Here is a 22,460-nt window from a genome sequence, read left to right as displayed (position 1 = left end):
CGCCCGCCCCCCGCCGGCCGCGGCGGGGGGGGGGCGCCCGCGGCCGCGGCCCCCCCCCCGCCCCCGTCACCGCTGGACCCGCAGCACCCCCACCGCGACCAGCAGCGCGGCGGCGGCGAACCCCGCGCCGGTCGCGAACGCGGCGTCCATGTCGTGCATCAGCGCCGCCGTGTCGGCGTGGCCCGCCCCGAAGACCGTCACCATGACCGCCGAGCCCAGCGACCCGCCCGACCACAGCATCGTCTGCGCGACGCCGGACGCGGCACCGGAGTCGGCGGGGCCGACGCTGCCGAGGATCGTCGCGTTCAGCGGCATGATCGCCAGGCCGCCGCCCGCGCCCATCAGCATGAACGGCCCGAGCACCCCGGCCGCGTACCCGTCGCCGGGCGAGAGCCGCGTCAGCCACAGCAGCCCGGCCAGCGCGCACGCCATCCCGGCGATGACCAGGACGCGGGCGCCGAACCGCTGCAGCAGGCGCGGCGCGGCCCGGACCGTCGCGAACTGGAGCCCGACGAACGGCAGGAACGCGGCGCCGGCCTTGAGCGGCCCGTAGCCGAGGACCTGCTGCAGGTACAGGGTGCAGAAGAAGAACGCGCCGAAGTTCGCCCCGACCAGCAGCAGCTGGCACAGGTAGGACGCGGCGCGGTCGCGGCCGGTGAGCAGCCACAGCGGCATGATCGGCTGCGCCGTGCGCGCCTCGACGGCGACGAACGCGGCGAGCAGGACGGCGGCGGCGCCGAACGCGGCGAGCGCCCGGCCGTCGCCCCAGCCGTCCGAGCCGGCCCGGATCAGCGCGTAGACCAGCGCGGTCATGCCCGCGGTGGCCGTGACGGCGCCGGTCGCGTCGAAGCGTCCGGGGCGGCGGGCGGTCTCGGTGAGCACGCGCGGGGCGAGCAGCGCCAGCGCGACGCCGACCGGCACGTTGACGAAGAAGACCAGCCGCCAGGACGCCGCCTCGGTGAGGACGCCGCCGACGAGCATGCCGGCGGCGGCGCCCGCGCCCGTCACGGCGGAGTAGACGCTGAGCGCGCGGACCCGGGCCTGGCCCTCGAAGTTGGTGGCGATCAGCGCCATCGCGCTCGGCGCGGCGACGGCGGCGGCGACGCCCTGCGCGGCGCGCGCGGCGAGCAGCCACCACCCGGCGTTCGCGAACCCGCCGAGCAGGGACGCGGCGGTGAACAGCGCGACGCCGGCGGTGAACGTGCGGCGGCGGCCGAACACGTCCCCGGCGCGCCCGCCGAGCAGCAGCAGGCCGCCGAATGCGAGCATGTAGGAGTTCTGGACCCAGGCGAGCCCCCCGGTCGACAGCCCGAGGCCCGCCCGGAGGTCGGGGAGCGCGATGGTGACGACGGAGGTGTCGAGGCCGATCATGAGCTGGCAGCCCACGATGACGGCGAGGACGACGCCTGGACGATGATGGACGCGGGGACCGGCCGGCGGAGCGGTGGGCTCCTCCGGCGCGGCCGTCCGCCCGTGCGGTGCGGCAGGCACGGCGAACCTCCGGAACGGGAAATTAGGGAACGGCGAAGTACACTATGTGGGGAACGTACCACCGATCGGCACGAAAGAGAACGTTCGCGTTCACTATTTCTGGGAGCACGCGGTGACCCCGGCCACCCGCAGGCGCGGCGACGCGCTCGAAGCGGCGATCTTCGACGCGGTGTTCGCGCAGCTCGAAGCGGTCGGCTACCGGAAACTGACCATGGAGGGCGTCGCCTCCGCCGCCCGCACCGGCAAGGCCGCGCTCTACCGGCGCTGGTCGTCCAAGGACGAGCTCATCACCGACGCCCTCAAGCACGTCCTGCCCGAGCCGCCCGCGCAGGAGCCGAGCGGCGACGTCCGCGCGGACGTGCTCCGGCTGTGCCGGACGTTCCAGCGGACGATCGAGGCCTGCCACGGCGCGCCGGTCCGGGTCCTCAAGGAGGAGACCGCCCGCGAGGACGGCAAGGGCCTCATGCACGACGTCGTGCAGTCGCGGATGACCGGCCCGGTCAAGGAGGCGCTCTACCGGGTCCTCGAGGACGGCGCCGCGCGCGGCGTGGTCCGTCCCGGTGCGGTGACCCGGCAGGTCGCCAACGTCGGCCCGGCGGTCATCGTGTACCACAACCTCACCGAGTCGTCCGAGGTCACCGACGCGTTCATCGTCTCCCTGGTCGACGACGTCATCATGCCGATGATCCGCCCCTGACCGGGGCGGACCGCCGGGCCGCGCTCAGCTCCCGGCGCGTGCGGGGGCTCAGAGCGCCATCTCGTCCTTGCGCGCCGTCTCGTCGACGACCACGCGGTGGTGCCAGTACGGCGGCGCGATGCCCTCCTCGCGCAGCACGCGGTGCAGCCGCTTCAGGAACTGGTGCTTGATCTCGAACTGGTCGCCGAACTCGGTCGAGCGCAGGATGACGTGGAAGCCGACGGTCGAGTCGTTGAAGTCGTCGAAGCGCACCAGCACGTTCGCGTCCTCGATGCCGCCCTGCACGTCGTGCATGACGTCCTTGCCGACCTTCACCAGCAGCTTCTCCACCCGGTCGAGGTCCACGTCGTAGGCGACCTTGGCGTACACCATCACCGACATGTCCTGCGCCGGGCGGTGGTAGTTGGTGAGGATCGTGTCGCTGAACCGCTGGTTCGGGATGACCTCGATGTTGTCGGACAGCGTCCGGATCGAGGTGTTGCGCCAGTTGATGTCGACGACGTACCCCTCCTGGCCGGTGGCCAGCTTGATGTAGTCGCCCGGCTCGATCGTCTTGGACGCGAGCACGTGCACCCCGGCGAACAGGTTGGCCAGGGTGTCCTGCAGCGCCAGCGCGACCGCGAGGCCGCCGACGCCCAGCGCGCCGAGCAGCGGCGTGATCGAGACGCCGAGGCTCTGCAGCATGATCAGGATGCCGATGCCCATCACCAGCACCCGGGTGATGTTCGCGAAGATCGTCACGTTCGCGGCGGTGCCCTGCCGGGCCGACGCGACCGACGTCACCACCCCCGCGATCATCCGGGCCAGTGCCAGCGAGAACACGAAGATCGTCGCCGCCGACAGCACCCGCCCGGTCACGATGAGCGTGCCGTGCGGCATCTTCAGCGTCTTCGCGGCGAACCACGCGCCGGTGAGCAGCGCCACCGGCACCGCCAGGTCGCGCACCAGCCGCGCCGCGAGGTCGTCCCAGGCCCAGCGGGTGTCGCCGGCCCGGCGGAACAGCCGGGCGGTGAGGATCCGGAGCACGACCGCGATCGCGAGCGCCGCCACCATCACGACGGCGGCGGCGACGAACCGCTCCCAGCTCACCCCGTGAAAGGCGTGGTGCATCGTTCCCTCCTCCGGTGCGGCCCCGCGCCGCCCGTCCCTCGGCAGTGCGCAATCCTTGCCGCAAACCGCCCTCGATCGTAGTGAAACCCCGCAATTCTGCGAGACACCTCACAGCGGGGTTCCCGTCACCCGCCGGATACGATCGATCAAGTGGTAGGCGTGGAGAGGATGCGCCGGCTCGGGGTCACGGCGCTCGGACTGCGGAACGGCCCCCACAAGGTGACGGTCGACCGCGACCTGAAGGTCCCGGCCGCCGACGGCGTGACGCTGCTGGCCGACCGGTACGCCCCCGCCGGCGTCGAGCGCGCGCCGGTCGTGCTCGTCCGCTCCCCGTACGGGCGGCGCGGGCCGTTCGGCCTCATGTGCGGGCAGGCGTTCGCCTCGCACGGCTTCCAGGCCGTGGTGCAGAGCGTCCGCGGCGGCTTCGGCTCCGGCGGCGTCTTCGAGGCGCTCGACGAGCGCGAGGACGGCCTCGCCACCATCGCGTGGCTGAAGGAGCAGCCCTGGTTCGGCGGCACCTTCGCGATGCACGGCCCGAGCTACCTCGGCTACGTCCAGTGGGCCGTCGCCGCCGAGGCCGGGCCCGAGCTCAAGGCCCTGTCGATGCAGGTCACCGCGTCCACCTTCCGCGACGCGGTCAACGTCGGCGGCACGTTCGCGCTGGAGTCCGCGCTCATCTGGGTCGACCTCACCGCCCGGATGAAGAACTCGCTGTCCGGCATCACCACCGGCATCATGTCGCCGCGCCGCGCCCGGCGCGCCGCCCTGTCGGGCCGCCCGCTCGCCGAGCTCGACCGCATCGCGACCGGCGAGCAGCAGCGGTTCTTCCAGGAACTCCTCGTCAACGGCCCCGACACCCCGTTCTGGGACAAGCGCGACTTCAGCCCCACCGTCTCCCAGGTCGACGCCCCGGTGAACATGACCGGCGGCTGGTACGACATCTTCCTGCCGTGGCAGCTCAAGGACTACGCCGCGCTCCGCGCCGCCGGGCACCGCCCCTACCTCACCATCGGCCCCTGGTTCCACGCCGACCAGCGGATGATGCGCGGCTCGGTGCACGAGTCCGTCAAATGGTTCCGCGCGCACCTGCTGGACGACCCGTCCGGCCTGCGCGAGCAGCCCGTCCGGCTGCTGGTCACGGGTGTCGACGAGTGGCGCGAGTTCCCCGACTGGCCCGTCCCCGGGATGCGCGAGGAGCGCTGGCACCTGCAGCCCGCCGGCGCCCTCTCCCCCGACGAGCCGCCCGAGTCCGAGCCCGACGCCTACCGGTACGACCCCGAGCACCCGACGCCGTTCCTCGGCGGCCCCACCCTGCTCGGCGAGACCCACCCCGTCACCGACCAGCGCCGCCTCGAACGCCGCCGCGACGTGCTCGTCTACACCTCGCCCGTGCTGGACGACGACCTGGAGATCATCGGCCCGGTCACCGCCGACCTGCACGTCCGGTCGAACCGCGAGCACACCGACTTCGTCGTAAGGCTCTGCGACGTCACCCCGGACGGCGAGTCCCTCAACCTGTGCGAGGGCATGCGGCGGCTCGTCCCCGGCTCGCCCGAGCCCGGTGAGGACGGCGTCCGCCGCGTCACCGTCGAGCTGTGGCCCGCCGGGCACCGCTTCCGGCGCGGCCACCGCGTCCGCGTGCAGGTCGCCAGCGGCGCCTACCCCCGCGTCGCCCGCAACCCCGGCACCGGCGCCCCCATCGGCACCGCCACCGAGATGCTCACGGCCGACCAGGAGGTCCTGCACACCCCGGACCACCCGAGCGCCATCGTCCTCCCGGTCGTCCCGCTCCGCTGACTCACCGAGCGCCGCCGCGGGTCAGCGGGAGCGGAGCGCCTCCAGGGCCTTGTCCGCGTGGGTGTTCATGCGGATCTCGCTCTTGATGACGGCCAGGACGCGGCGGTCGGTGTCGATGACGAAGGTCTGCCGCTTCGTCGGCAGCATGGCCAGGCCGCGCTTGACGCCGAAGCGGGCGCGGACCGTGCCCTCCGGGTCGGAGAGGAGGGGGTAGGCGAACGCGTTCTTCTCCGCGAACTCCTTCTGCTTGGCGACCGGATCGGCGCTGACCCCGACGGGGTGGGCGCCGACCTCGGCGAGCTCGGCGACGAGGTCGCGGAAGTGGCAGGCCTCGGCGGTGCAGCCGGGGGTCATCGCGGCCGGGTAGAAGAACAGGACGACCGGGCCCTGCTCCAGCAGGCCGGTCAGGGTGCGCGGTTCGCCCGTCTGGTCGGGCAGTTCGAAGTCGTCAACGACGTCACCGACGTTCATGCGACGAACGTAGCCCTCCCGCGCCGTCACCGGGAGGGCGGGGCGGGCCGAGAAGCGCCGCGATGCGGTGCCGCGTCCAGGTCCCGGACGCGCCGGGGCAGGCGGCGAGGTACGCGGCGGCGCGCGCCGCCGGCCAGTCGTGCGCCTCCCGGAGGCCGTTGCCGAGCATGGTGAGGTACGGCGCGGACGGCGCGTTCAGCTCGGCGGCGGACGAGGGATGCGGCGCGGTGAACGTCAGCATCGGATGCCCGCCGCGCTCGCCGACCTTGACGATCGTCTCGTAGCGGCCCGGGCCGAGGCTCTGCCGGCCGTGCGCGACGGCCTCCGACAGGTCGTGGTCCACGCCGACGTCGCGGCGCATCTCCTGGGACACCACGTCGCAGAACTGGGTGCGGGTCAGCAGGTAGGCGCGGGCCGCGGCGCGCCCCGGCAGCGCCGGGTCGTAGAACGCCATGCCGCCGCCCCACACCCGGGACGTCAGCGCGAAGTAGATGCCGCCCGGCAGCGTGACCGACAGCTCGGCGCGGGCCGGGCGCGGATCGCGGCAGCCGGTGTAGTGCCGGGCGCCGCCCGCCGGACGCCCGCCGGACAGGTAGCAGCGGAACCTCTCGCGGAAGAGGTTCGAGCCGTACGCGACGTACCAGAGCGAACTTTCGTCCATCCCTTCCAGTATCCACGCTGGTGAGAGGCCCTGGAGGGGCGCGATGGGGAGAGCGTTCCGATTCGCGAGGTTTGACGGGGAGAGCGGCCGGAAATAGATTCCTGCGAGTCAGGTGTCTACGACGCAGATACCTCCAGGCTTCCCCTGTGTAGTCCCGGAGGATACGTCATGCACCGCACGCTGAACATCGCTCTCGTGTCCGCCTCCGACCTTGACGGCGAACACCTGCAGTCAGTCCACGTCCGGGATCTCGCCCGTTCGCTCGCCCGCACCGACGCGGGCCACCAGGTCACGGTCTACGCCCGGCGCCAGGCCGAGGACGCCCGCGGCCGGGTCCGTCTCGGACCGGGCGCGACCCTCGTCCACCTGGACGCCGGCCCGGCCCGCCCGCTGACCGACGACGAGCTGCTCGACCACGTCCGCGACCTCGCCGACGAGCTGCGCCACCGCTGGTCCGGCGCCGGACGCCCCGACCTCGTGCACGCGCACGGCTGGATCGGCGGCCTCGCCGCCTGCGCCGTCGCCCGCGAGCTCGGCATCCCCTTCGCCCAGAGCTACCACGGCGTCGCCGCCGCCGAGCGGCGCGCCGGCGGCCGGGTCCACCCCCACCGCGACCGGCTCGAGAAGGCGATCGGCCGCGGCGCCGACATCGTCCTCGCCGGGCACGCCGAGGAGGCGGGCGCGGTGGTCCGGATGGGCGTCCCGCGGCCGTCGGTCGCCGTGGTCCCCTACGCCGTCGACGCCGACCAGTTCGCCCAGGTCGGCCCCGCGATGCCGCACGGCGACCGGGACCGGCTCGTGATGGTCTGCGACGACCTCGAGTCCGGCGACGTCGCGACCGCGCTGCGCGCCCTGGTCCACGTCCCCGGCGCCGAGCTCGCCGTCGCCGGCGGCCCCGCCCGCGAGGACCTCGAGAACGATCCGGTCGTGCACCGGCTCATGATGCTGGCCAAGGAACTCCACGTCGCCGACCGCGTCATCTTCCTCGGCCGGCTGCCGCGCAAGTCGCTGCCGAAGCTGCTGCGCACCGCCAGCCTCGTCCTCTGCCTGACCCCCGCCCAGCCCTGCCCCACCACCCCGCTGGAGGCCATGGCCTGCGGCGTCCCGGTCGTGGCGACCCCGGCCGGCGGCAACACCGACGAGGTGCTCGACAAGATCACCGGCCTGCACGTGCCGGCCGGACGGCCCGCCGTCATCGGCCGCACCGTACGCCGGCTCCTCGGCGAGGAGACCACCCTGCACGGCTACTCCATCGCCGCCGCCGACCGCGCCCGGTCCCGGTACTCCTGGGACCGGATCGCCGCCGAGACGCTCCGCGCCTACGAGCGGATCCTGCCCGTCCCCGACCCCGAACCCGTCCCCGAGGACGAGGTGGAGAGCGACGCCGAGCGCGTCCCCGCACTCGCCGGCTGACCCCCACCGACCGCAGGCCCCGGATCCTCCCCCAGATCCGGGGCCTTGCTGATTTCAATCCCGGCCCAAGTGCCTCGCCTGGCGGCTCGGCCCTTGACCGCGATTGGGCGAGCGCGAACTCGCTTCGCGAGCTTCCCGGCGAGACTCGCCTTCGGCTTCGTCACGCCGGTCAGATAGCGCGCTCGCGCGGTCGCTCAGGTTGCTGCGCCCTCTTGAAGGCTCGCCTTCGGCTTCGTCTCGCCGGTCAGATAGCGCGCTCGCGTGGTCGCTCGGGTCGCTGCGCCTACTTTGAAGGCTCGCCTTCGGCTTCGCCTCCTACCGGTCGGATCGTGCGGGCTCGGCTCGGCGGGGGAGCATGTTTTCGCAGGTCAGAGGGTATGGCTACGGACTGTGAAGACATCGAGACGCATTGAGATCGGGTGGCCCGTGCTGGGCGTCACCGTCGCCGCCGACCTCGACGAGCGCAACCCCGTGCTGGCCGACGCGATCTGGGACGCGCTGCCGTACCGGAGCCTGCAGGGGCACGCGCTGGTCGCCGGCCACCACCTGTACCACGTCGCGCCCGTGCACGACGTGCTCCACCTGCCCGCCGTGCACCGGGTCGACCGCCGGGCCGTGCCGGACGGCACGCTGTTCTGCTCGCGGCTCCAGCACCTCGGCATCAAGTACGGGGAGCTGACCGAGCCGATGGCGGCGACGCCGATCGGGCGGATCGCGGAAGGCGACCTGGACGCGCTCACCGACGCGGGGCGGGCCGTATGGGAGTCGGTGTACTCGTCCAAGAAGCCGGTCGTCGCGGAGGTGCGCCGCGCCGGGGAGCCGGGCGGGCACCGCGTGCCGCGCCTGACCGCGGCCGACCCCGAGATGGACGCGCTGGTCGGCGACGTGCACGCCGAGACGGAGCGGATCTGGCTGGACCCGCCGCAGGAGCTGGTCGACCTGCACGACGGGCGCATCGCGTCGCGCGCCGGGACGCACGGGACCGTCCTGACGACGCTGCTGTTCGTCAACGGCGAGACCCGGCCGCTGGGATACAACGCCTACAGCGGCCTCGTCCGGGCGGCGCACGAGGGGCTGCCGCTGGAGCCGCTGCGGCGGATGGCGCACGCGCTGATCGCGGTGCCCGCGGAGTTCCTCGCCTACTGCGGGCTGGAGAAGCTCGGCGGGTTCACCGAGCGGCTGCTCGACGGCCTGGACCGGCTGGACCGGCGGCAGGACTTCGCCGCGGTGATGGCGCACATGGCGCTGTACGTGAACTGCCTGGGCGGATGGAACCTGCACCTGTTCCCGTGGAACGTCGGCGACCATCTGCGGCAGGCCGGGGCCGCGTCGTGAGCGGCCCGCATCCGGCGGTGGTGATCGGCGGCGGGGTCGTCGGGCTGTCGGCGGCGTGCCATCTGGCGGAGGCGGGCGTCCGGACCGTGCTGCTGGAGCGGGACGAGCTGGGGTCGGGGGCGTCGCGGGCGACGGCGGACGTCGTCCGCACCTACTTTCCCGGCAATCCGGTCAGCTCGGCGATGGCGGTGCGGAGCCTCGCCGCGTACCGGGCGTTCGCCGAGCGGGCCGGGAGGGCGGTGCCGCTCCGGCGGGTCGGCTACCTGGTGCTGTTCGGCGAGCAGGAGCAGGTGGCGGCATGCGAGGCCGATCTGCCCGCGCAGCGCGCCGCGGGCGTCGACGTCGAGCTGATCGGCGCGGACGAGGCGCGGCGGCGCAACCCGCTGCTCGGCGACGTCCCGCTGGTGGCGGCGGCGTGGTCGCCGGACGCGTACGTCTCGGACACCGCGGCGATCGTCGCCGGGTTCGCCGAGGCGGCCCGGCGGGCGGGCGCCGAGCTGCGGACGGGCTGCCCGGTCAAGGCGGTCGACATCGGCGCGGGCCGGGTCGACACCGGCGACGGGCCGCTCGCCGCGCACGCCGTCGTGTGCACGGCCGGGGCCTGGTCGGCGCCGCTGGCCCGTTCGGCGGGGGTGGAGCTGCCGCTCGGCGACCCGGTCGAGCAGGAGCTGCTGGAGTGCGGGCCGCCGCCGTCCGGGGCGCCGATGCCGGACGTCCCGATGACGCTGCACGCGGACAGCGGCCTGCTCGTCCGCAGGCGCGGGGACGGGCTGCTGGTCGGCATGGGGTATCCGGGCGCGGACCGGGACGGGTGGCGGGCGCGGGTGCGCGAGCGGCTGGCCGAGGTGTACCCGGCGCTGGCCGGGGCGGACGTGCGGACGGCGTTCACCGGCGTCCGCGACGCCAGCCCCGACCGGACGGAGTTCATCGGGCGGCTGCCGGGCGCGATCCCGTTCCTGTATGCGGCCGGGTTCTCCGGGCACGGGCTGTGCACCGCGCCGGCCGCCGGGGAGGTGGTCCGCGACCTGTACGCCGGCCGCGCCCCGGGCGTCGACGCCGGACGGCTCGCCGCGACGCCGGAGCGGGTGTGACGGCCCCGGAGCGGGCCCGGTTCGTCCTGGATCCGGCGGTCCGGGACGTCCACGGGGAGAGCGCGCGGCTGCGGGAGGCGGGCGCCCTGGTGCCGGTGGAGGTCGAGGGCGTGCGGGCGTGGGCGGCGGCGCGGCACGGGGTGCTGGAGGCGGTCCTCGCCCATCCGGACCTGTCGCGGGACGTCCGGCACTGGTCGGCGGAGGGGCGGCGGGCGCTGCGCGCGGACGGGTCGCTCGCCCCGATCGTGCTGGCCAGGACGATGCTGAACGCCGAGGGCGAGGAGCACAGGCGGCTGCGCGGCCCGCTGTCGCGGGTATTCTCGGCGCGCCGGATCGCCGCGATGCGTCCCCGGGTGGAGGCCGTGACGGCGGAGTTCGTCGACCGGCTGGCGGGCCTGCCGCCCGGTCCGGTCGACCTGCGCCGGGAGTTCGCGTATCCGCTGCCGTGCGAGGTCATCTCGGACGTGATGGGCATCCCGCGCGAGCGCCGCGCGGAGCTGACCGGCAACGACCACGTCCTCACGACGACGCGCGGGACGCCTGAGCGCCTGGCCAGCGCGCGCGCCGGGCGGGACGCGGTGATCCGGGAGACCGTCGAGGAGCGGCGCCGCTCCCCCGCCGACGACCTGATCAGCGACCTGGTCGCGCTGGAAGGCGCGGAGCTGACCGAGGGCGAGGTGTTCGACACCGTCCAGGAGCTGTACGTGGCGGGCCACGTGACCACGGTCAACCTGATCACGAACGCGGTGCGGCTGCTGCTGGCGGACCCCGGCGAGCTCGACCTGGTGCGCGGTGGCGCGCGGCCGTGGAGCGCGGCGGTGGAGGAGGCGCTGCGGCTGGAGGCGCCGCTGCGGCACTTCCCGATGCGCTACGCGGTGCGGGACGTGGAGATCTGCGGCGTGACGGTCCGGAAGGGCGAGGCCGTCCTCGCGTGCTTCGCCGCCGCGGGCCGCGATCCCGGCCGGTACGGCAACCGGGCCGCGCGGTTCGACGTGGCGTCCGACCCGCCGCCGCACCTGTCGTTCGGGCACGGCGCGCACTTCTGCCTCGGCGCCCCGCTGGGCCGGCTCGTGGGCGAGGTGGCGCTGTCCGCGCTGTTCGCGGCGTTCCCGGGGCTCGCGCTCGCCAAGCCGCCGGACGAGCTGGACCCGGTGCGGTCGGTGCTCGCGCTGAGCACCACGTCCCTGCCGGTGCTGCTCGGCGGGACGTCCCGGTGAACGGGCTCGGGCGCGCGCTCCTGGACGGCCTCCGGGCGGCGGGCCCGCGCGAGGTGCTGGTGTGCGGCGGGCTGCGGCTGTCCGGCGACGACGCCCTCGACATGGTGTCGGCGGCGGCCGGGCGGCTCGCGGCGGGCGGCGTCCGGCGGGGCGACACGATCGTTTGCCTGTACGGCACCGGCGCCGAGTCGCCCGTCGCGCGGATCGTCGCGCTCGCGCTCGGCTGCCGTTTCGTCCACGTCTGGGGCGGTGTGCCGGACGAGGTCGTCGTGCGGGCGATGCGGGCATTGGACGCGTCGGCCCTGCTGTACGCCCCGTCGCGGCGAGCGGAGGCGGAGAGGCTGCTCGCGGCGTGCCCGGTGCGCGTCCACGAGGCCCTCGACGACGGCCTGTACCTCGCGCCCGCGACCGGCGACGTGGACATGCCGGGCGTCCCGGACGGCGCCTCCCTGGTGACCTTCAGCAGCGGCACGACCGGGCAGAACAAGATCGTGGCGTACGGGCCGGACGCCGAGGCCGCCCACCTCGCCGCCGCGCAGGCCATGTACGGGCCGCCGCCGTGGCGGCTGCTGGTCACGCCGCGCGCGCGGTACCTGCCGGACATGTTCGTGATCTGGACGCTCGCGGGCGGCGGCACCGCCGTCCTGGAACCGGACGCGCGGCCGCAGCGGCTGGCGGAGACGATCGAGCGGGAGGCGGTGACGCACCTGATGGCGGGCCGTCCCGTCGACCTGTACGGGCTCGCCGAGCACCTGGAGGACGCGCCCGCCGACCTGACGACCCTGCGGCTGATCGTCTACGGCGGTGCCGCCGCCGTGCCCGCCCGCACCGCGCGGGCCGCCGGGCGGCTCGGCCCGCTGCTGATGCAGAACTACGGCACGTCCGAGGGCGGGTTCCTGACCGTGCTGGAGCCGCGCGACCACGCCCGGCCCGAGCTGCTGATGTCGGTCGGGCGCGCCGTGCCGGGCGTCGAGCTGCGCGTCCGCGACCGGCACGGCGCCGACCTGCCCGCGGGCGAGGCCGGCGAGGTGTGGACGCGGTCGCCGCAGCGGATGAGCGGCTACCCCGGCGACCCCGCGCGCACCGCCGCGGCGTGCCGGGACGGCTGGCTGCGCACCGGCGACGTCGGCCGCATGGACGCCGACGGGCACCTGTTCCTGCTCGACCGGACCGAGGACCGGCTCCCCGGCGGGCTGTACGCGCACCCGATCGAGCACGTCCTCACCGGCCACCCGGCCGTGCTCGACGCCGCCGTGTTCGCGCTCCCGCACGCCGCCGGGCGGGTCCTCGCGGGCGTCGTCGTCGGGCGGGACGGCCGGCCGGTCGATCTCGACGGCCTCCGGGAGCTGGTCCGCGGCGCGCTCGGGGCGCGCTGCGAGCCGCGGCACCTGTGGGAGATCGACGAGCTGCCCCGCACGCCCGGCGGCAAGCCCGACAAGGCCGCGCTGGCCACCCGGTTCGCCGCCGGCCCCGGCGCGCCCGTGTAGGCGGCGCGCGGCCCGGGCAGGCGGCGCGCGGCCCGGTACCGCGGGCGGTTCATCCCGTCCCCTGGGATACTGTGCGGGATGACGGAAAGGGGCGGCCGAGTGCTGATCGGCAGGACCGCCGAGCTGGCGGAGCTGACCGGCGCGCTCGACCGGGCCGCCGCGGGCGGCGCCGCCGTCGTGCTGGTCAGCGGCGACGCCGGCGTCGGCAAGACGCATCTGGTGTCCGCGCTCACCGCCGCCGCCCGCGAGCGGGACTGCGCCGTGCTGGTCGGGCAGTGCGCCGAGCTGGGCGAGAGCATGCCCTACCTGCCGCTGGCGGACGCGCTGTGGACCGCGTCGCGCGGCACGGGCCCGGAGGCGGCCGACGTGCGCGCGGCGCTGGAGTCCCGCCCGGTGCTGCGGCGGCTGCTCCCGGACGGCGAGGGGCCGCCCGACGCGGCGTCCGAGCTCGGCCAGCAGCAGCTGTTCGGCGCGGTGCTCGGGCTGCTCGGCGAGCTCGGCGCGCGCACCGAGGGCCGGGACCGGCCCGTCCTGCTCGTCCTGGAGGACCTGCACTGGGCCGACCGGTCGACCCGGCACCTGCTGACCTTCCTCAGCCGGGTGCTGTCGCGCGAGCGGGTCTGCCTCGTCGGCACCTACCGGTCCGACGACCTGCACCGCCGGCACCCGCTGCGGCCGGTGGTCGCCGAGCTGCTGCGGCTGCCGACCGTGACCGGCGTCGAGGTCCGCCCGTTCGGGCCCGCCGAGACCGCCGAGTACCTCGCCGGGCTGGCGGGCGGCGGCGCGCCCGTCACCGCCGGCACCGTCGAGCGGGTGCACCGCCGCTCCGAGGGCAACGCGTTCTACGCCGCCGAGCTGTACTCGGCGGAGAGCACCGGCGACGACCTGCCCGCCGGGCTCGCCGACCTGCTGCTGTCGCGGGTCGAGCGGCTGTCGGACGGCGCGCAGCGCGTCGTCCGGGTCGCCGCGGTCGCCGGCCGCCGCATCGACGACGAGCTGGTCCGCCGGGCGGCGGGCCTGGACGAGGCCGCGGTCGGGGAGGCGCTGCGCGAGGTCGTCTCGCACCAGCTGCTCGTCCCGGCGGGCACCGGCTACACGTTCCGGCACGCGCTGCTGCGCGAGGCCGTCTACGCCGACCTGCTGCCCGGCGAGCGGACCCGGCTGCACGCCGACTTCGCCCGGCTGCTCGGCGCGGGCCCGGACGTCCCGCCGGGCGGGCGGCGCGGGTCGGCGGCGGAGCTGGCGCACCACAGCCTCGCCGCGCACGACCTGCCGACCGCGTTCGCCGCGTCGGTGCGGGCGGGCCGGGAGGCCGAGCGGCTCGGCGCGCCCGACGAGGCGTTCGAGCACTACGACCGGGCTCTGGAGCTGTGGGAGGCGGTCCCGGACCCGGAGGGCGCGTCCGGCACCGACCGGATGGGGCTGGCGCTCGACACCGTCCGCACGTCGGGAAGGGCGGGCGAGCAGCGCCGCGCGATCTCCCGGCTGCGGCGCCTGCTGGAGCTCGCCGACCCCGCGGACGTCGTGCTCGGCGCCCGGATCCGGGACCGGCTCGCCGAGTACCTCTCCGACGTCGACGAGGACGACGAGTCGCAGGAGATGGCCCGCGCCGCCGTCGCGATGCTGCCGCCGGACCCGCCGCGTCCCGAGCGCGCCGCCGCGCTGTCCACCTACGCCCGCACGCTGCTGTACCAGGACGAGCACGGCGAGATGCCCGCGGTCGCGGAGGAGGCGATCGAGCTGGCGCGCGCCACCGGCGCCACCGGCGCCGAGGCGAGCCTGCTGGTGACGCTCGGCGTGTTCCGCGAGTCGCGGGAGGCCGCCCCGGACGTGGTCGAGGTGTTCGAGCGGGCCCGGGACCTGGCGCTGGAGGGCGGCCGCCAGGTCGTCGCGCTGCGCGCCGCGTTCCACCACGCGCGGGCGAAGTTCGACCGGGGCGACCTCGCCGGCGCCACCGCCGCGGCCGACGAGGCCGTGAAGTGGACGCTGGACGCCGGGCTCGGCTGGAGCACCTACGGGATCGTCCTGCGCTGCCTGCGGTACCTGATCCACTACACCTCCGGCGACTGGGCGGAGGCGGACCGGCTCGCCGGCGAGTTCGCCGTCCGGGTCGCGCGGACGCCCGAGGCGCAGGTGTCGGCGTACGCGCTGTTCACCGAGGTCGCCCAGGGCAGCCCGGCGGTGGAGGAGCGGCTGCGCTGGATCGCGCCGCTGTGGGCGAGGGACTCGTTCCTCAACTACGTCGCGCACGGCCTCGCCGCCGAGCACGCGCTCTGGAACGGCGACCCCGGCGAGGCGGTCGAGCACGTCGAGCGGACGCTGCGGGAGAGCGTCTACACGCAGGAGGCGCCCGTCATCCGCGTCGCGGCGATCGGCCTGTGGGCGCACGCCGAGCTGGCGGCCCGCGCGCGCGCCGCCGGGGACGAGGACGCGGTCCGCGCCGCGATCGAGGCGGGCGACGACCTGATCGGGCGCGCCCGCCGCGCCGCGACGACCACCTCCGACGGATGGCCCCGCGGCTGGCTCGGCGTCGAGGGGCGCGCCTGGCTGGCCCGCGCCGAGGCGGAGCGGCGCCGCCTCGACGGCGTCCTCGACGCGGACCTGTGGCGCACGGCCGTGGACCTGTTCACCTACGGCGACCCGGACGGCGGGTTCGTGTACGAGGTGGCGCGGTCGCGGTGGCGGCTCGCGGAGGCCCTCGCCGAGAGCGGCGACCGGGACGCGGCCGCCGAGGAGTGGCGGCGGGCGGTCGCGGCGGCAGAGCGGCTCGGCGCGGCGCCGCTGCTGGCGGCGCTCCGCGACCTCGGATCCCGCGCCCGGCTGGACACCGGCGCCGGCCGGGCCGCCGCCCCCGCCCCGGCGGGGCCGTTCGCCGCGCTGACCGCGCGGGAGCGGGAGGTGCTGAAGCTGGTCGCCGAGGGACGCAACAACAAGGAGATCGCGGCGGCGCTGTTCATCTCCCCGAAGACCGCGAGCGTGCACGTCTCCAACATCCTCGCGAAACTGAACGTCAGCGGCCGCACCCAGGCCGCCGCCCTCGCCCTCCGCGAAGGACTGTGAAAAAGGGGCCGGGAAAGCGCACTTGAGAAATGCGCGCGGCTTGAGTAGATTCGCTTCCGTGACTGCCGGGTCGGCCATGGGCCACGAGCGAGTGAGGCACCCGGCCTCCGAGTGAGCCGGAGGCGGGCGCGCGGCCCGCCCTGCCCTTCCCCTTCTTCCTTCTTCTCCGCATAGCGCGATGTCAGCGGCGTGCCCGCTGACCACCGCCGCCCGCGGACGCCTTCCCCCTTTTCTTCACACGCCGTTCGGAGCGCTATTCCCTGCGCCGTTCGCGTGCCGTTTTCGCATGCCGTTCGACGGCCTGCACACATCCCCTTTCGACAGTCGATTCGCCATGCCCGAAAACAGAGAGGACGACCACCACAGAATGGATTTCAACGAGCAGGTCATCGCGGAGTTCCGCGCGAACGGCGGCCGGGTCGGCGGCCCCTTCGAGGGCGGCCGGCTGCTCCTGCTGACCACCACCGGGGCGCGGACGGGCGCCCCGCACACCACGCCGCTCGGCTACCTCCCGGACGGCATCGGGCGCGTCCTCGTCATCGCGTCCGCGGGCGGCTCACCGAAGCACCCCGCATGGTTCCACAACCTCGTCGCGAACCCGCGCGTGACCGTGGAGAGCGGCGCGTTCAAGTACGAGGCGGAGGCGGTCGTCCTGGAGGGCGACGAGCGCGACCGGGCGTTCGCGCGGGCCGTCGAGAGCGACCCCGGCTGGGCGGAGTACGAGGCGAAGTCGGGCCGGACGCTGCCGGTCGTCGCGCTGGTGCAGACGACCGAGGGCCCGCCGCCCGGGCCGGAGCGCCCCGGCGACATGCTCGTCGCGGTGCACGACGCGTTCCGCGACGAGCTACGCCGGATCCGCGCGGAGGTCTCCGCGTCCGGTGCGGGGCTCGGCGCGCAGCTCCGCGTGAACTGCCTGGTGCTGTGCCAGGGGCTCGGCAACCACCACGCGGGCGAGGACCTGATGCTGTTCCCCGGCGTCGAGCGGGACCACCCCGGGCTGGCGCCGGCGCTCGCGCGGATGCGCGCGGAGCACGAAGCGATCAAGACGATCGTGGACCGGCTCCGCGACCTCGTCACCGGCGACGCGCCGGACCGCGCGGCCCTCGCCGCCGACGTGGACCGGCTCACCGCCGACCTGGAGGCCCACCTGGACCGGGAGGAGGACGCGCTCGTCCCGGTCCTGAACGCCGCCCCGGCCCCGCGCTAGAGCAGGCCGCGGCCGGTGATCGGCGGCAGGTCGAGCGCGGTGAGCAGGCCGGGCGGCGCCGCCACGACCGCGGGGACCGCGTTGACCAGCCGCATCGCGGTCGCCTTCAGCCCCGCGGTGTTGTGGTCGCCGTCGCCGCCGAGCAGCTGGAGGTCGACGGTGTAGTCCGGTTCGCCGCGGACCTCGACCCGGTAGCAGCCCGCACCGGCGGGCTGCGGCCAGTCGGGGGCGAGGTCGTCGCGCAGCCGGGTGACGTGCTCCAGGACGATCACGGGTTCGCCGCCGCGCATCCCGCGCACCTCGAAGCGGAGCGCGGCGGCGGTGCCCTTCTCGATCGTCCCGGAGGACACCTCGAAGGTCTCGGGGGCGGGCAGCCGGGTGTGGTGCTCGGTGACCTCGTCCAGCTCCACGTCGAGGCCCGCGGCGAGCTGGCGGACGACGCTGCCCCACGCCATCGTCAGCACGCCCGGCTGCAGCAGCATCGGCGTGTCGTCGAGGGACCGGCCGAACCCCATGATGTCGAACAGGACGGTGCCCTGGTCGTAGGTGGCGTAGTTGAGGATCTCCATGCAGCGGACCTGGTCGATCCGCTCGCTGATGCCGGTGACGGCGAGCGGCAGCGCGTCGTTGGCGAAGCCGGGGTCGATGCCGTTGACGAACAGCGACGCGCCGCCCGCCTCCGCCGCCTCCCGCACCGGATCGGACATCTCCGGCGGGACGACGCCGTCCGGGAACTGCAGGAACACCGGGCTGCTGGACACGACGTTGATCCCGGCGCGCAGGATGCGGCACAGGTCGTCGATCGCCTCCATCAGCCGGACGTCGGCCATCGAGGTGTAGACGACGCAGTCGGGGCGCAGCGCGAGCAGCTCCTCCTCCGAGCCGGTCGCGGCGACGCCGAGGGTGCGGCCGAGCCCGGCGAGCTCCCCGGCGTCCTTGCCGATCTTGGCGGGGTTGGACACCCACACTCCGGCCAGTTCCAGGTCGGGGCGGGCGTCGATGCCCGCGATCGCGTGCCGGCCGACGTTGCCGGTGCTCCACTGGACGACGCGGTACGTCACAGGTCCTCCAGGCCGAGGTCGAGGTTCGGGACGTCGATGCCGCCGTCGACGCGCAGCACGGTGCCGGTGGTGTAGGCGGCCGCGGGCGAGGCGAGGTAGAGGACGGCCGCCGCGACGTCCTCGGGGTCGCCGATGCGGCCGAGCGGGGTGCCCCGCTCCATCTGCGTGCGCAGCTCGTCGTTGGTCATCACGATGTCGAGCGCGGACGTCGCGACGGAGCCGACGGCGACCGCGTTGACGCGGATCCGCGGCGCGAGGTCGGTGGCGGCGAGCCGGGTGTAGTGGGCGAGGGCGGCCTTGGCGGTGCCGTAGGCGAGGTAGCCGCGGCCGGCGACCCGTCCCATCACCGAGGAGATGTTGACGACGGCGCCCGGCGCGGACGCGGTCGCGGACTCCAGGATGTGCGGCACGGCGGCGCGGGTCAGCGCGTGCGCGGTGCTGACGTTGAACTGGAACGCGTTCTCGAGGTACTCGGGCGTGGTGTCCAGGAAGGCGTTCGGGATGGTGCCGCCCATGTTGTTGACCACGATGTCGAGGCGGCCGAGGCCCTCGACGGCGCGCGCGGCGAGCTCGGCGGCCGCGTCCGGCCTGCTGAGGTCGGCGGGGACGACGAGGGCGCGCCGGCCGGCCGCCTCGATCTCCGCGGCCACCTTGCGCAGCTGCTCCTCGGTGCGGGCGGAGATCGCCACGTCCGCGCCGGCCTGGGCGAGCGCCACCGCGGCGGCCGCGCCGATCCCGCGGCCCGCGCCGGTCACCACCGCGACCCTGCCCTCGATTCGGAACCGGTCCTGGATCACCGGCGTCACCTCCCGGTCGTTCGCCCGTGACCGCCCAGCCTAGACAGGAACTAGAACCTGTTTCAATACGCTGCGCGCGGCGGTGCGGTCACGCCAGGAAGTCGGTCTCCCGGCCCGTCCCCGCGGCGCGGGCGGCCCGGTAGGCCGTCCAGCTCAGCGCGAGGTCCTGCCAGGGCAGGCCGACCGGCGCGTACACCGTCACCTCGCCGTCCTTCACCCGGCCCGGCACCTCGCCGAGCAGCAGGTCGCGCAGCGTCCCGGCCGCGTGCTTGACGTCCAGGCCCGCGCCCGCGAGCACCCCCATCTCGACCGCGAGCGGCACGTCGTCGACCACCACCCGGGCGCCCTCCAGCAGGTCGGCCGCCAGCTCGGCCTTCCCGGGCTCGTCCGCGCCGAGCGAGGTGACGTGGGTGCCCGGCGCGACGTCGGCGGCGTGCAGCAGCGGGCGGCGCGCCCACGTCGCGACGACGACGATGCCGGCGCCCCGGACGGCGTCGCGCGGGTCGGCGGCGACCGACGCCCGCGCGCCGAGCCGCTCGCCGTGCCGCTCCGCGAACGCGGCGGCGCGCTCGGCGTCCAGGTCGCAGACGGTCAGCCCGCGCACCGGCCGCAGCTCCGCCAGCCCCCGCATCACCAGCTCGGCCTGCGCGCCCGCGCCGATGACCGCGACCGTGTCGGCGGCGGGACGGGCCAGCGCGTGCGTGCCGAGCGCGGCGGCGAGGCCGGTGCGCCACGCGGTGACGGTCGCCGAGTCCAGCAGCGCGAGCAGCTCGCCGGTGCCGAGGTCGTGCAGGCACACCACGCCGCGCAGCGCGGGCCGCGATCCCGGGAACTTGGCGTTCACCTTCACCGTGTAGGCGGGGATGTCCTCCACCACGCCGGGCAGCAGCGCCGTGGCGGTGCCCTGGCCCGGCACCTTCGCCACGACGCGCCGCGGCACCGTGCCGTCCTCCGCGGCGGTGAAGCCGCGGCGCAGCGCCTCGAGGCACGCGGCGGGGACGAGCAGCGATTCCAGCTCGGAACGGGACAGAAGCAATGTCACCGGATCATTCTCCCGTCCCCGCCGTCAGGTGTCACGTGCGTCACGCCCGGCCCGGGGGTCACTCCGGACGGCGCCGGGCCGCGGTCAGCCGGTCCCAGTCCGCCAGCCAGTCGTTCCCCTGCCCGTCGATGAACGACCCGGGCGGCGGCGTCACGCCGTGCTGCCGCAGCCAGGCGCCGGGGCGGCGCATCGCGGGCCGGACGCTGCCGTCGCTCGGCATCAGCTGCGGCGGGATCGGCCCCGGCATCGCCTGCGGGACGTGCGCCTCGCCCGCCACGTCGGCCAGGTCCTTCTCCTCGGCCATCCCGATCGGGCCCTCACGCCGCGCGTTGAAGAACTGGTTGACCGCCGGGTGCGTGCTGGACAGCACCATCTCGCGCGGCCCGAACATCACCAGCCCGCGGCGGAACAGCAGGCCGAGGTTGTCGGGCAGCACGCGGGCGGTGCCGATGTCGTGCGTGACGATCAGGAACGTCGCGCCCATCTCGGCGTTGAGGTCGACGAACAGCTGGTTCAGGTAGGCGGTGCGGACCGGGTCCAGGCCGGAGTCCGGCTCGTCCGCCAGGATGATGTCGGGGTCGAGGACGAGCGCGCGGGCCAGCCCGGCGCGCTTCTTCATCCCGCCGGAGATCTCGCCGGGCAGCTTGTGCTCGGAGCCGGAGAGCCCCACCATCTCCATCTTCTCCAGCACGATCCGGCGGATCTCCGACTCGCCCTTCCGGGTGTGCTCGCGCAGCGGGAACGCGATGTTGTCGAAGATGTTCATCGAACCGAACAGGGCGCCGTCCTGGAACAGCACGCCGAAATGGCGGCGCATCTCGTAGAGCCGGCCCTCGGCGAGCCGGGGGACGTCTCCGCCGCCGACGTAGACGTGGCCGCGGTCGGGGCGCAGCAGCCCGACGAGGTTCTTCAGGAACACCGACTTGCCGGTGCCGGACGGCCCGAGCAGCGCGGAGATCTCGCCCGCCGGGACGGTGAGCGACACGTCCTCCCAGATGACCTGCCGCCCGAACGACTTCCTCAGCCCTTCCACCCGGATCTCGACTCCCATGGGCACTCCCGTGCCGGGGAACCGGGGGCGGGGGATCCGCGTCATATGTCCGGTCCCCCGTCGCCTCGACCCTACGACGCGGAGCGCCGCGCGGGGAGGCCCATTGGACTCCGCGTCCAGCCGCGGCCCGGTTCGCCGCCCGGCCGCCGAACCCGCGCGCCCGGCGGGCGCGCCGCTCCCCCGCCCGCGACCGGCGGCGCGCACCCATGGTGACAAGACGATCACCAGCACTTAGGCACTTTCTTCCCTTTCGTCCCGGATGACGCTTCTTCCACGATGTGCGGAACCTCCGGTGCACCACACGGGTGTGCCCGCTCCCCCCTGGAGGCACAGTGAAGATCCGTCACGCACGCGTCGGCGGCGCCGTCACCCTGACGGCGACCGGCCTGCTGGCGACCGCCCTCGCAAGCGTCCCCGCGCACGCGGCGTCCCCGTCCGCCGCGTCCGCCGCCGGCACCGTGTTCGCCGCGAGCACCGCGGCCGGGCAGGAGGCCGTGGGCGCGGCGCTCGCGCAGCGGCTCGGCTCGCACACCGCCGGCTCCTACCTGAAGGGCGACCGGCTGGTCGTCACGGTGACCGACGCCGCGTCCGCGCGGGCCGTCCGCGCCGCCGGCGCGGTGCCGCAGACGGTCGCGCGCAGCGGCGCCGACCTGAAGAAGGTCATGGCCGCGCTCAAGCGCGACGCGACCGTCCCCGGCACCGCCTGGGCCGCCGACCCCGCCACCGACCAGGTCGTCCTGACCATGGACGGCAGCGTCAAGGGCGCCGCGCTGAAGAAGGTGAAGGCCGCCGCCGCCAAGCAGGGCGCGGCCGTCCGCACCGAGCGCGTCGCCGGGAAGTTCCGCACGTTCACCCGCGGCGGCGAGGCCATCTACACGAGCGGCGCCCGCTGCTCGCTCGGCTTCAACGTCCGCAGCGGCAGCACCTACTACTTCCTCACCGCCGGGCACTGCACCAACATCGGCACCACCTGGACCGACTCGTCCGGCCGCACGCTCGGCCGCACGGTCCGCAGCGTGTTCCCCGGCCACGACTACGGGCTCGTCCAGTACACCTCCACCCCCGCCGACACCCAGGGGTCCGTGAGCCTCTACAGCAGCGGCACCCGCGACATCACCGGCGCCGCGAACGCCACGGTCGGGCAGACCGTGTACCGCAGCGGCAGCACCACCGGCCTGCACAGCGGCCGCGTCACCGCCCTCAACCAGACGGTGAACTACCAGGAGGGCAGCGTCAGCGGCCTGATCCGCACCACGGTGTGCGCCGAGCCGGGCGACAGCGGCGGCTCGCTGTTCGCCGGGTCGAGCGCGCTCGGCCTCACCTCCGGCGGCAGCGGCGACTGCACCTCCGGCGGGACGACGTTCTTCCAGCCCGTCACCGCCGCGCTGAGCGCCTTCGGCGTCTCGGTCTACTGAGTCGCAGCGGTCGAGATCGGCGGCGGGGCGGTGTCCGGGGCTTCCTGGACGCCGCTC

General features: G+C 75.0%; 18 protein-coding genes. 10 read left to right on the top strand and 8 right to left on the bottom strand.

Annotated elements, in window-relative coordinates; translation table 11 throughout:
* Window positions 1-66 precede the first annotated feature (66 nt).
* Complete coding sequence (locus AB0C78_RS32830) at window positions 67-1,491, bottom strand: MFS transporter (protein ID WP_360755511.1); 1,425 nt, start codon at window positions 1,489-1,491, stop codon at window positions 67-69.
* A 112-nt stretch (window positions 1,492-1,603) separates the two neighbouring features.
* Between AB0C78_RS32830 and AB0C78_RS32825 the strand changes: the two genes are divergently transcribed.
* On the top strand, window positions 1,604-2,188 hold the full coding sequence (locus AB0C78_RS32825; RefSeq protein ID WP_360755508.1) for a TetR/AcrR family transcriptional regulator: 585 nt from the start codon (window positions 1,604-1,606) through the stop codon (window positions 2,186-2,188).
* Between the two features lie 48 nt (window positions 2,189-2,236).
* On the opposite strand, the gene AB0C78_RS32820 is transcribed toward AB0C78_RS32825, so the two are convergent.
* Complete coding sequence (locus AB0C78_RS32820; RefSeq protein ID WP_360755505.1) at window positions 2,237-3,298, bottom strand: mechanosensitive ion channel family protein; 1,062 nt, start codon at window positions 3,296-3,298, stop codon at window positions 2,237-2,239.
* Window positions 3,299-3,466: 168 nt separating this feature from the next.
* Between AB0C78_RS32820 and AB0C78_RS32815 the strand changes: the two genes are divergently transcribed.
* Window positions 3,467-5,095: a CocE/NonD family hydrolase gene (locus AB0C78_RS32815; RefSeq protein ID WP_360755514.1), complete on the top strand. Its 1,629-nt coding sequence runs from the start codon at window positions 3,467-3,469 to the stop codon at window positions 5,093-5,095.
* 21 nt (window positions 5,096-5,116) lie between these two features.
* Here the strand turns inward: AB0C78_RS32815 and AB0C78_RS32810 are convergent, their stop codons facing one another.
* Window positions 5,117-5,566: a peroxiredoxin gene (locus tag AB0C78_RS32810; RefSeq protein ID WP_360755502.1), complete on the bottom strand. Its 450-nt coding sequence runs from the start codon at window positions 5,564-5,566 to the stop codon at window positions 5,117-5,119.
* Window positions 5,553-6,227 carry a histone deacetylase gene (locus AB0C78_RS32805; protein WP_360755499.1) on the bottom strand — a complete coding sequence of 225 codons (675 nt, stop codon included), beginning with the start codon at window positions 6,225-6,227 and terminating at the stop codon, window positions 5,553-5,555. Before AB0C78_RS32805 ends, AB0C78_RS32810 begins: the two co-directional genes overlap by 14 nt.
* A 168-nt stretch (window positions 6,228-6,395) precedes the next feature.
* On the opposite strand from AB0C78_RS32805, the gene AB0C78_RS32800 reads away from it, so the two are divergent.
* From AB0C78_RS32800 to AB0C78_RS32770, 7 genes are all read left to right on the top strand, one after another.
* Window positions 6,396-7,640, top strand: a complete 1,245-nt coding sequence (locus tag AB0C78_RS32800) for a glycosyltransferase (RefSeq protein WP_360755496.1) — start codon at window positions 6,396-6,398, stop codon at window positions 7,638-7,640.
* A gap of 390 nt (window positions 7,641-8,030) precedes the next feature.
* Complete coding sequence (locus AB0C78_RS32795) at window positions 8,031-8,975, top strand: hypothetical protein (protein WP_360755494.1); 945 nt, start codon at window positions 8,031-8,033, stop codon at window positions 8,973-8,975.
* On the top strand, window positions 8,972-10,066 hold the full coding sequence (locus AB0C78_RS32790) for an FAD-dependent oxidoreductase (protein WP_360755491.1): 1,095 nt from the start codon (window positions 8,972-8,974) through the stop codon (window positions 10,064-10,066). The genes AB0C78_RS32795 and AB0C78_RS32790 overlap by 4 nt, the downstream gene beginning before the upstream one ends.
* On the top strand, window positions 10,063-11,283 hold the full coding sequence (locus tag AB0C78_RS32785; RefSeq protein ID WP_360755488.1) for a cytochrome P450: 1,221 nt from the start codon (window positions 10,063-10,065) through the stop codon (window positions 11,281-11,283). Before AB0C78_RS32790 ends, AB0C78_RS32785 begins: the two co-directional genes overlap by 4 nt.
* Complete coding sequence (locus tag AB0C78_RS32780; RefSeq protein WP_360755485.1) at window positions 11,280-12,770, top strand: fatty acid--CoA ligase family protein; 1,491 nt, start codon at window positions 11,280-11,282, stop codon at window positions 12,768-12,770. The genes AB0C78_RS32785 and AB0C78_RS32780 overlap by 4 nt, the downstream gene beginning before the upstream one ends.
* Window positions 12,771-12,848: 78 nt before the next feature.
* Entirely contained in the window at window positions 12,849-15,830 is a 2,982-nt protein-coding gene (locus AB0C78_RS32775; RefSeq protein WP_360755482.1) for a BREX system ATP-binding domain-containing protein, read from the top strand.
* 367 nt (window positions 15,831-16,197) lie between these two features.
* Window positions 16,198-17,037, top strand: a complete 840-nt coding sequence (locus AB0C78_RS32770; protein ID WP_360755479.1) for a nitroreductase/quinone reductase family protein — start codon at window positions 16,198-16,200, stop codon at window positions 17,035-17,037.
* Here the strand turns inward: AB0C78_RS32770 and AB0C78_RS32765 are convergent.
* The 4 genes from AB0C78_RS32765 to AB0C78_RS32750 form a co-directional block, all read right to left on the bottom strand.
* Entirely contained in the window at window positions 17,034-18,098 is a 1,065-nt protein-coding gene (locus AB0C78_RS32765; protein ID WP_360755476.1) for a dihydrodipicolinate reductase, read from the bottom strand. The two genes, AB0C78_RS32770 and AB0C78_RS32765, sit on opposite strands and share 4 nt — an antisense overlap.
* Window positions 18,095-18,895, bottom strand: a complete 801-nt coding sequence (locus AB0C78_RS32760) for an SDR family oxidoreductase (protein WP_360755473.1) — start codon at window positions 18,893-18,895, stop codon at window positions 18,095-18,097. Before AB0C78_RS32760 ends, AB0C78_RS32765 begins: the two co-directional genes overlap by 4 nt.
* An 88-nt stretch (window positions 18,896-18,983) precedes the next feature.
* The gene (locus tag AB0C78_RS32755) at window positions 18,984-19,937 is read right to left on the bottom strand and encodes an ornithine cyclodeaminase family protein (protein WP_360755471.1); all 954 of its coding nucleotides are present in this window, start codon (window positions 19,935-19,937) and stop codon (window positions 18,984-18,986) included.
* A 58-nt stretch (window positions 19,938-19,995) separates the two neighbouring features.
* Window positions 19,996-20,988: an ABC transporter ATP-binding protein gene (locus AB0C78_RS32750; protein ID WP_360755469.1), complete on the bottom strand. Its 993-nt coding sequence runs from the start codon at window positions 20,986-20,988 to the stop codon at window positions 19,996-19,998.
* Window positions 20,989-21,320: 332 nt separating this feature from the next.
* Here AB0C78_RS32750 and AB0C78_RS32745 point away from each other — a divergent pair, with 332 nt between their 5' ends.
* Window positions 21,321-22,403 (top strand): S1 family peptidase, encoded by a 1,083-nt coding sequence (locus tag AB0C78_RS32745; protein WP_360755466.1) that lies wholly within the window; start codon window positions 21,321-21,323, stop codon window positions 22,401-22,403.
* Window positions 22,404-22,460 lie beyond the last annotated feature (57 nt).

This window comes from Actinomadura sp. NPDC048394 (assembly GCF_040651755.1).
Lineage (GTDB): Bacteria > Actinomycetota > Actinomycetes > Streptosporangiales > Streptosporangiaceae > Spirillospora > Spirillospora montaniterrae.
This window is presented reverse-complemented; position numbering and strand designations above follow the sequence as displayed.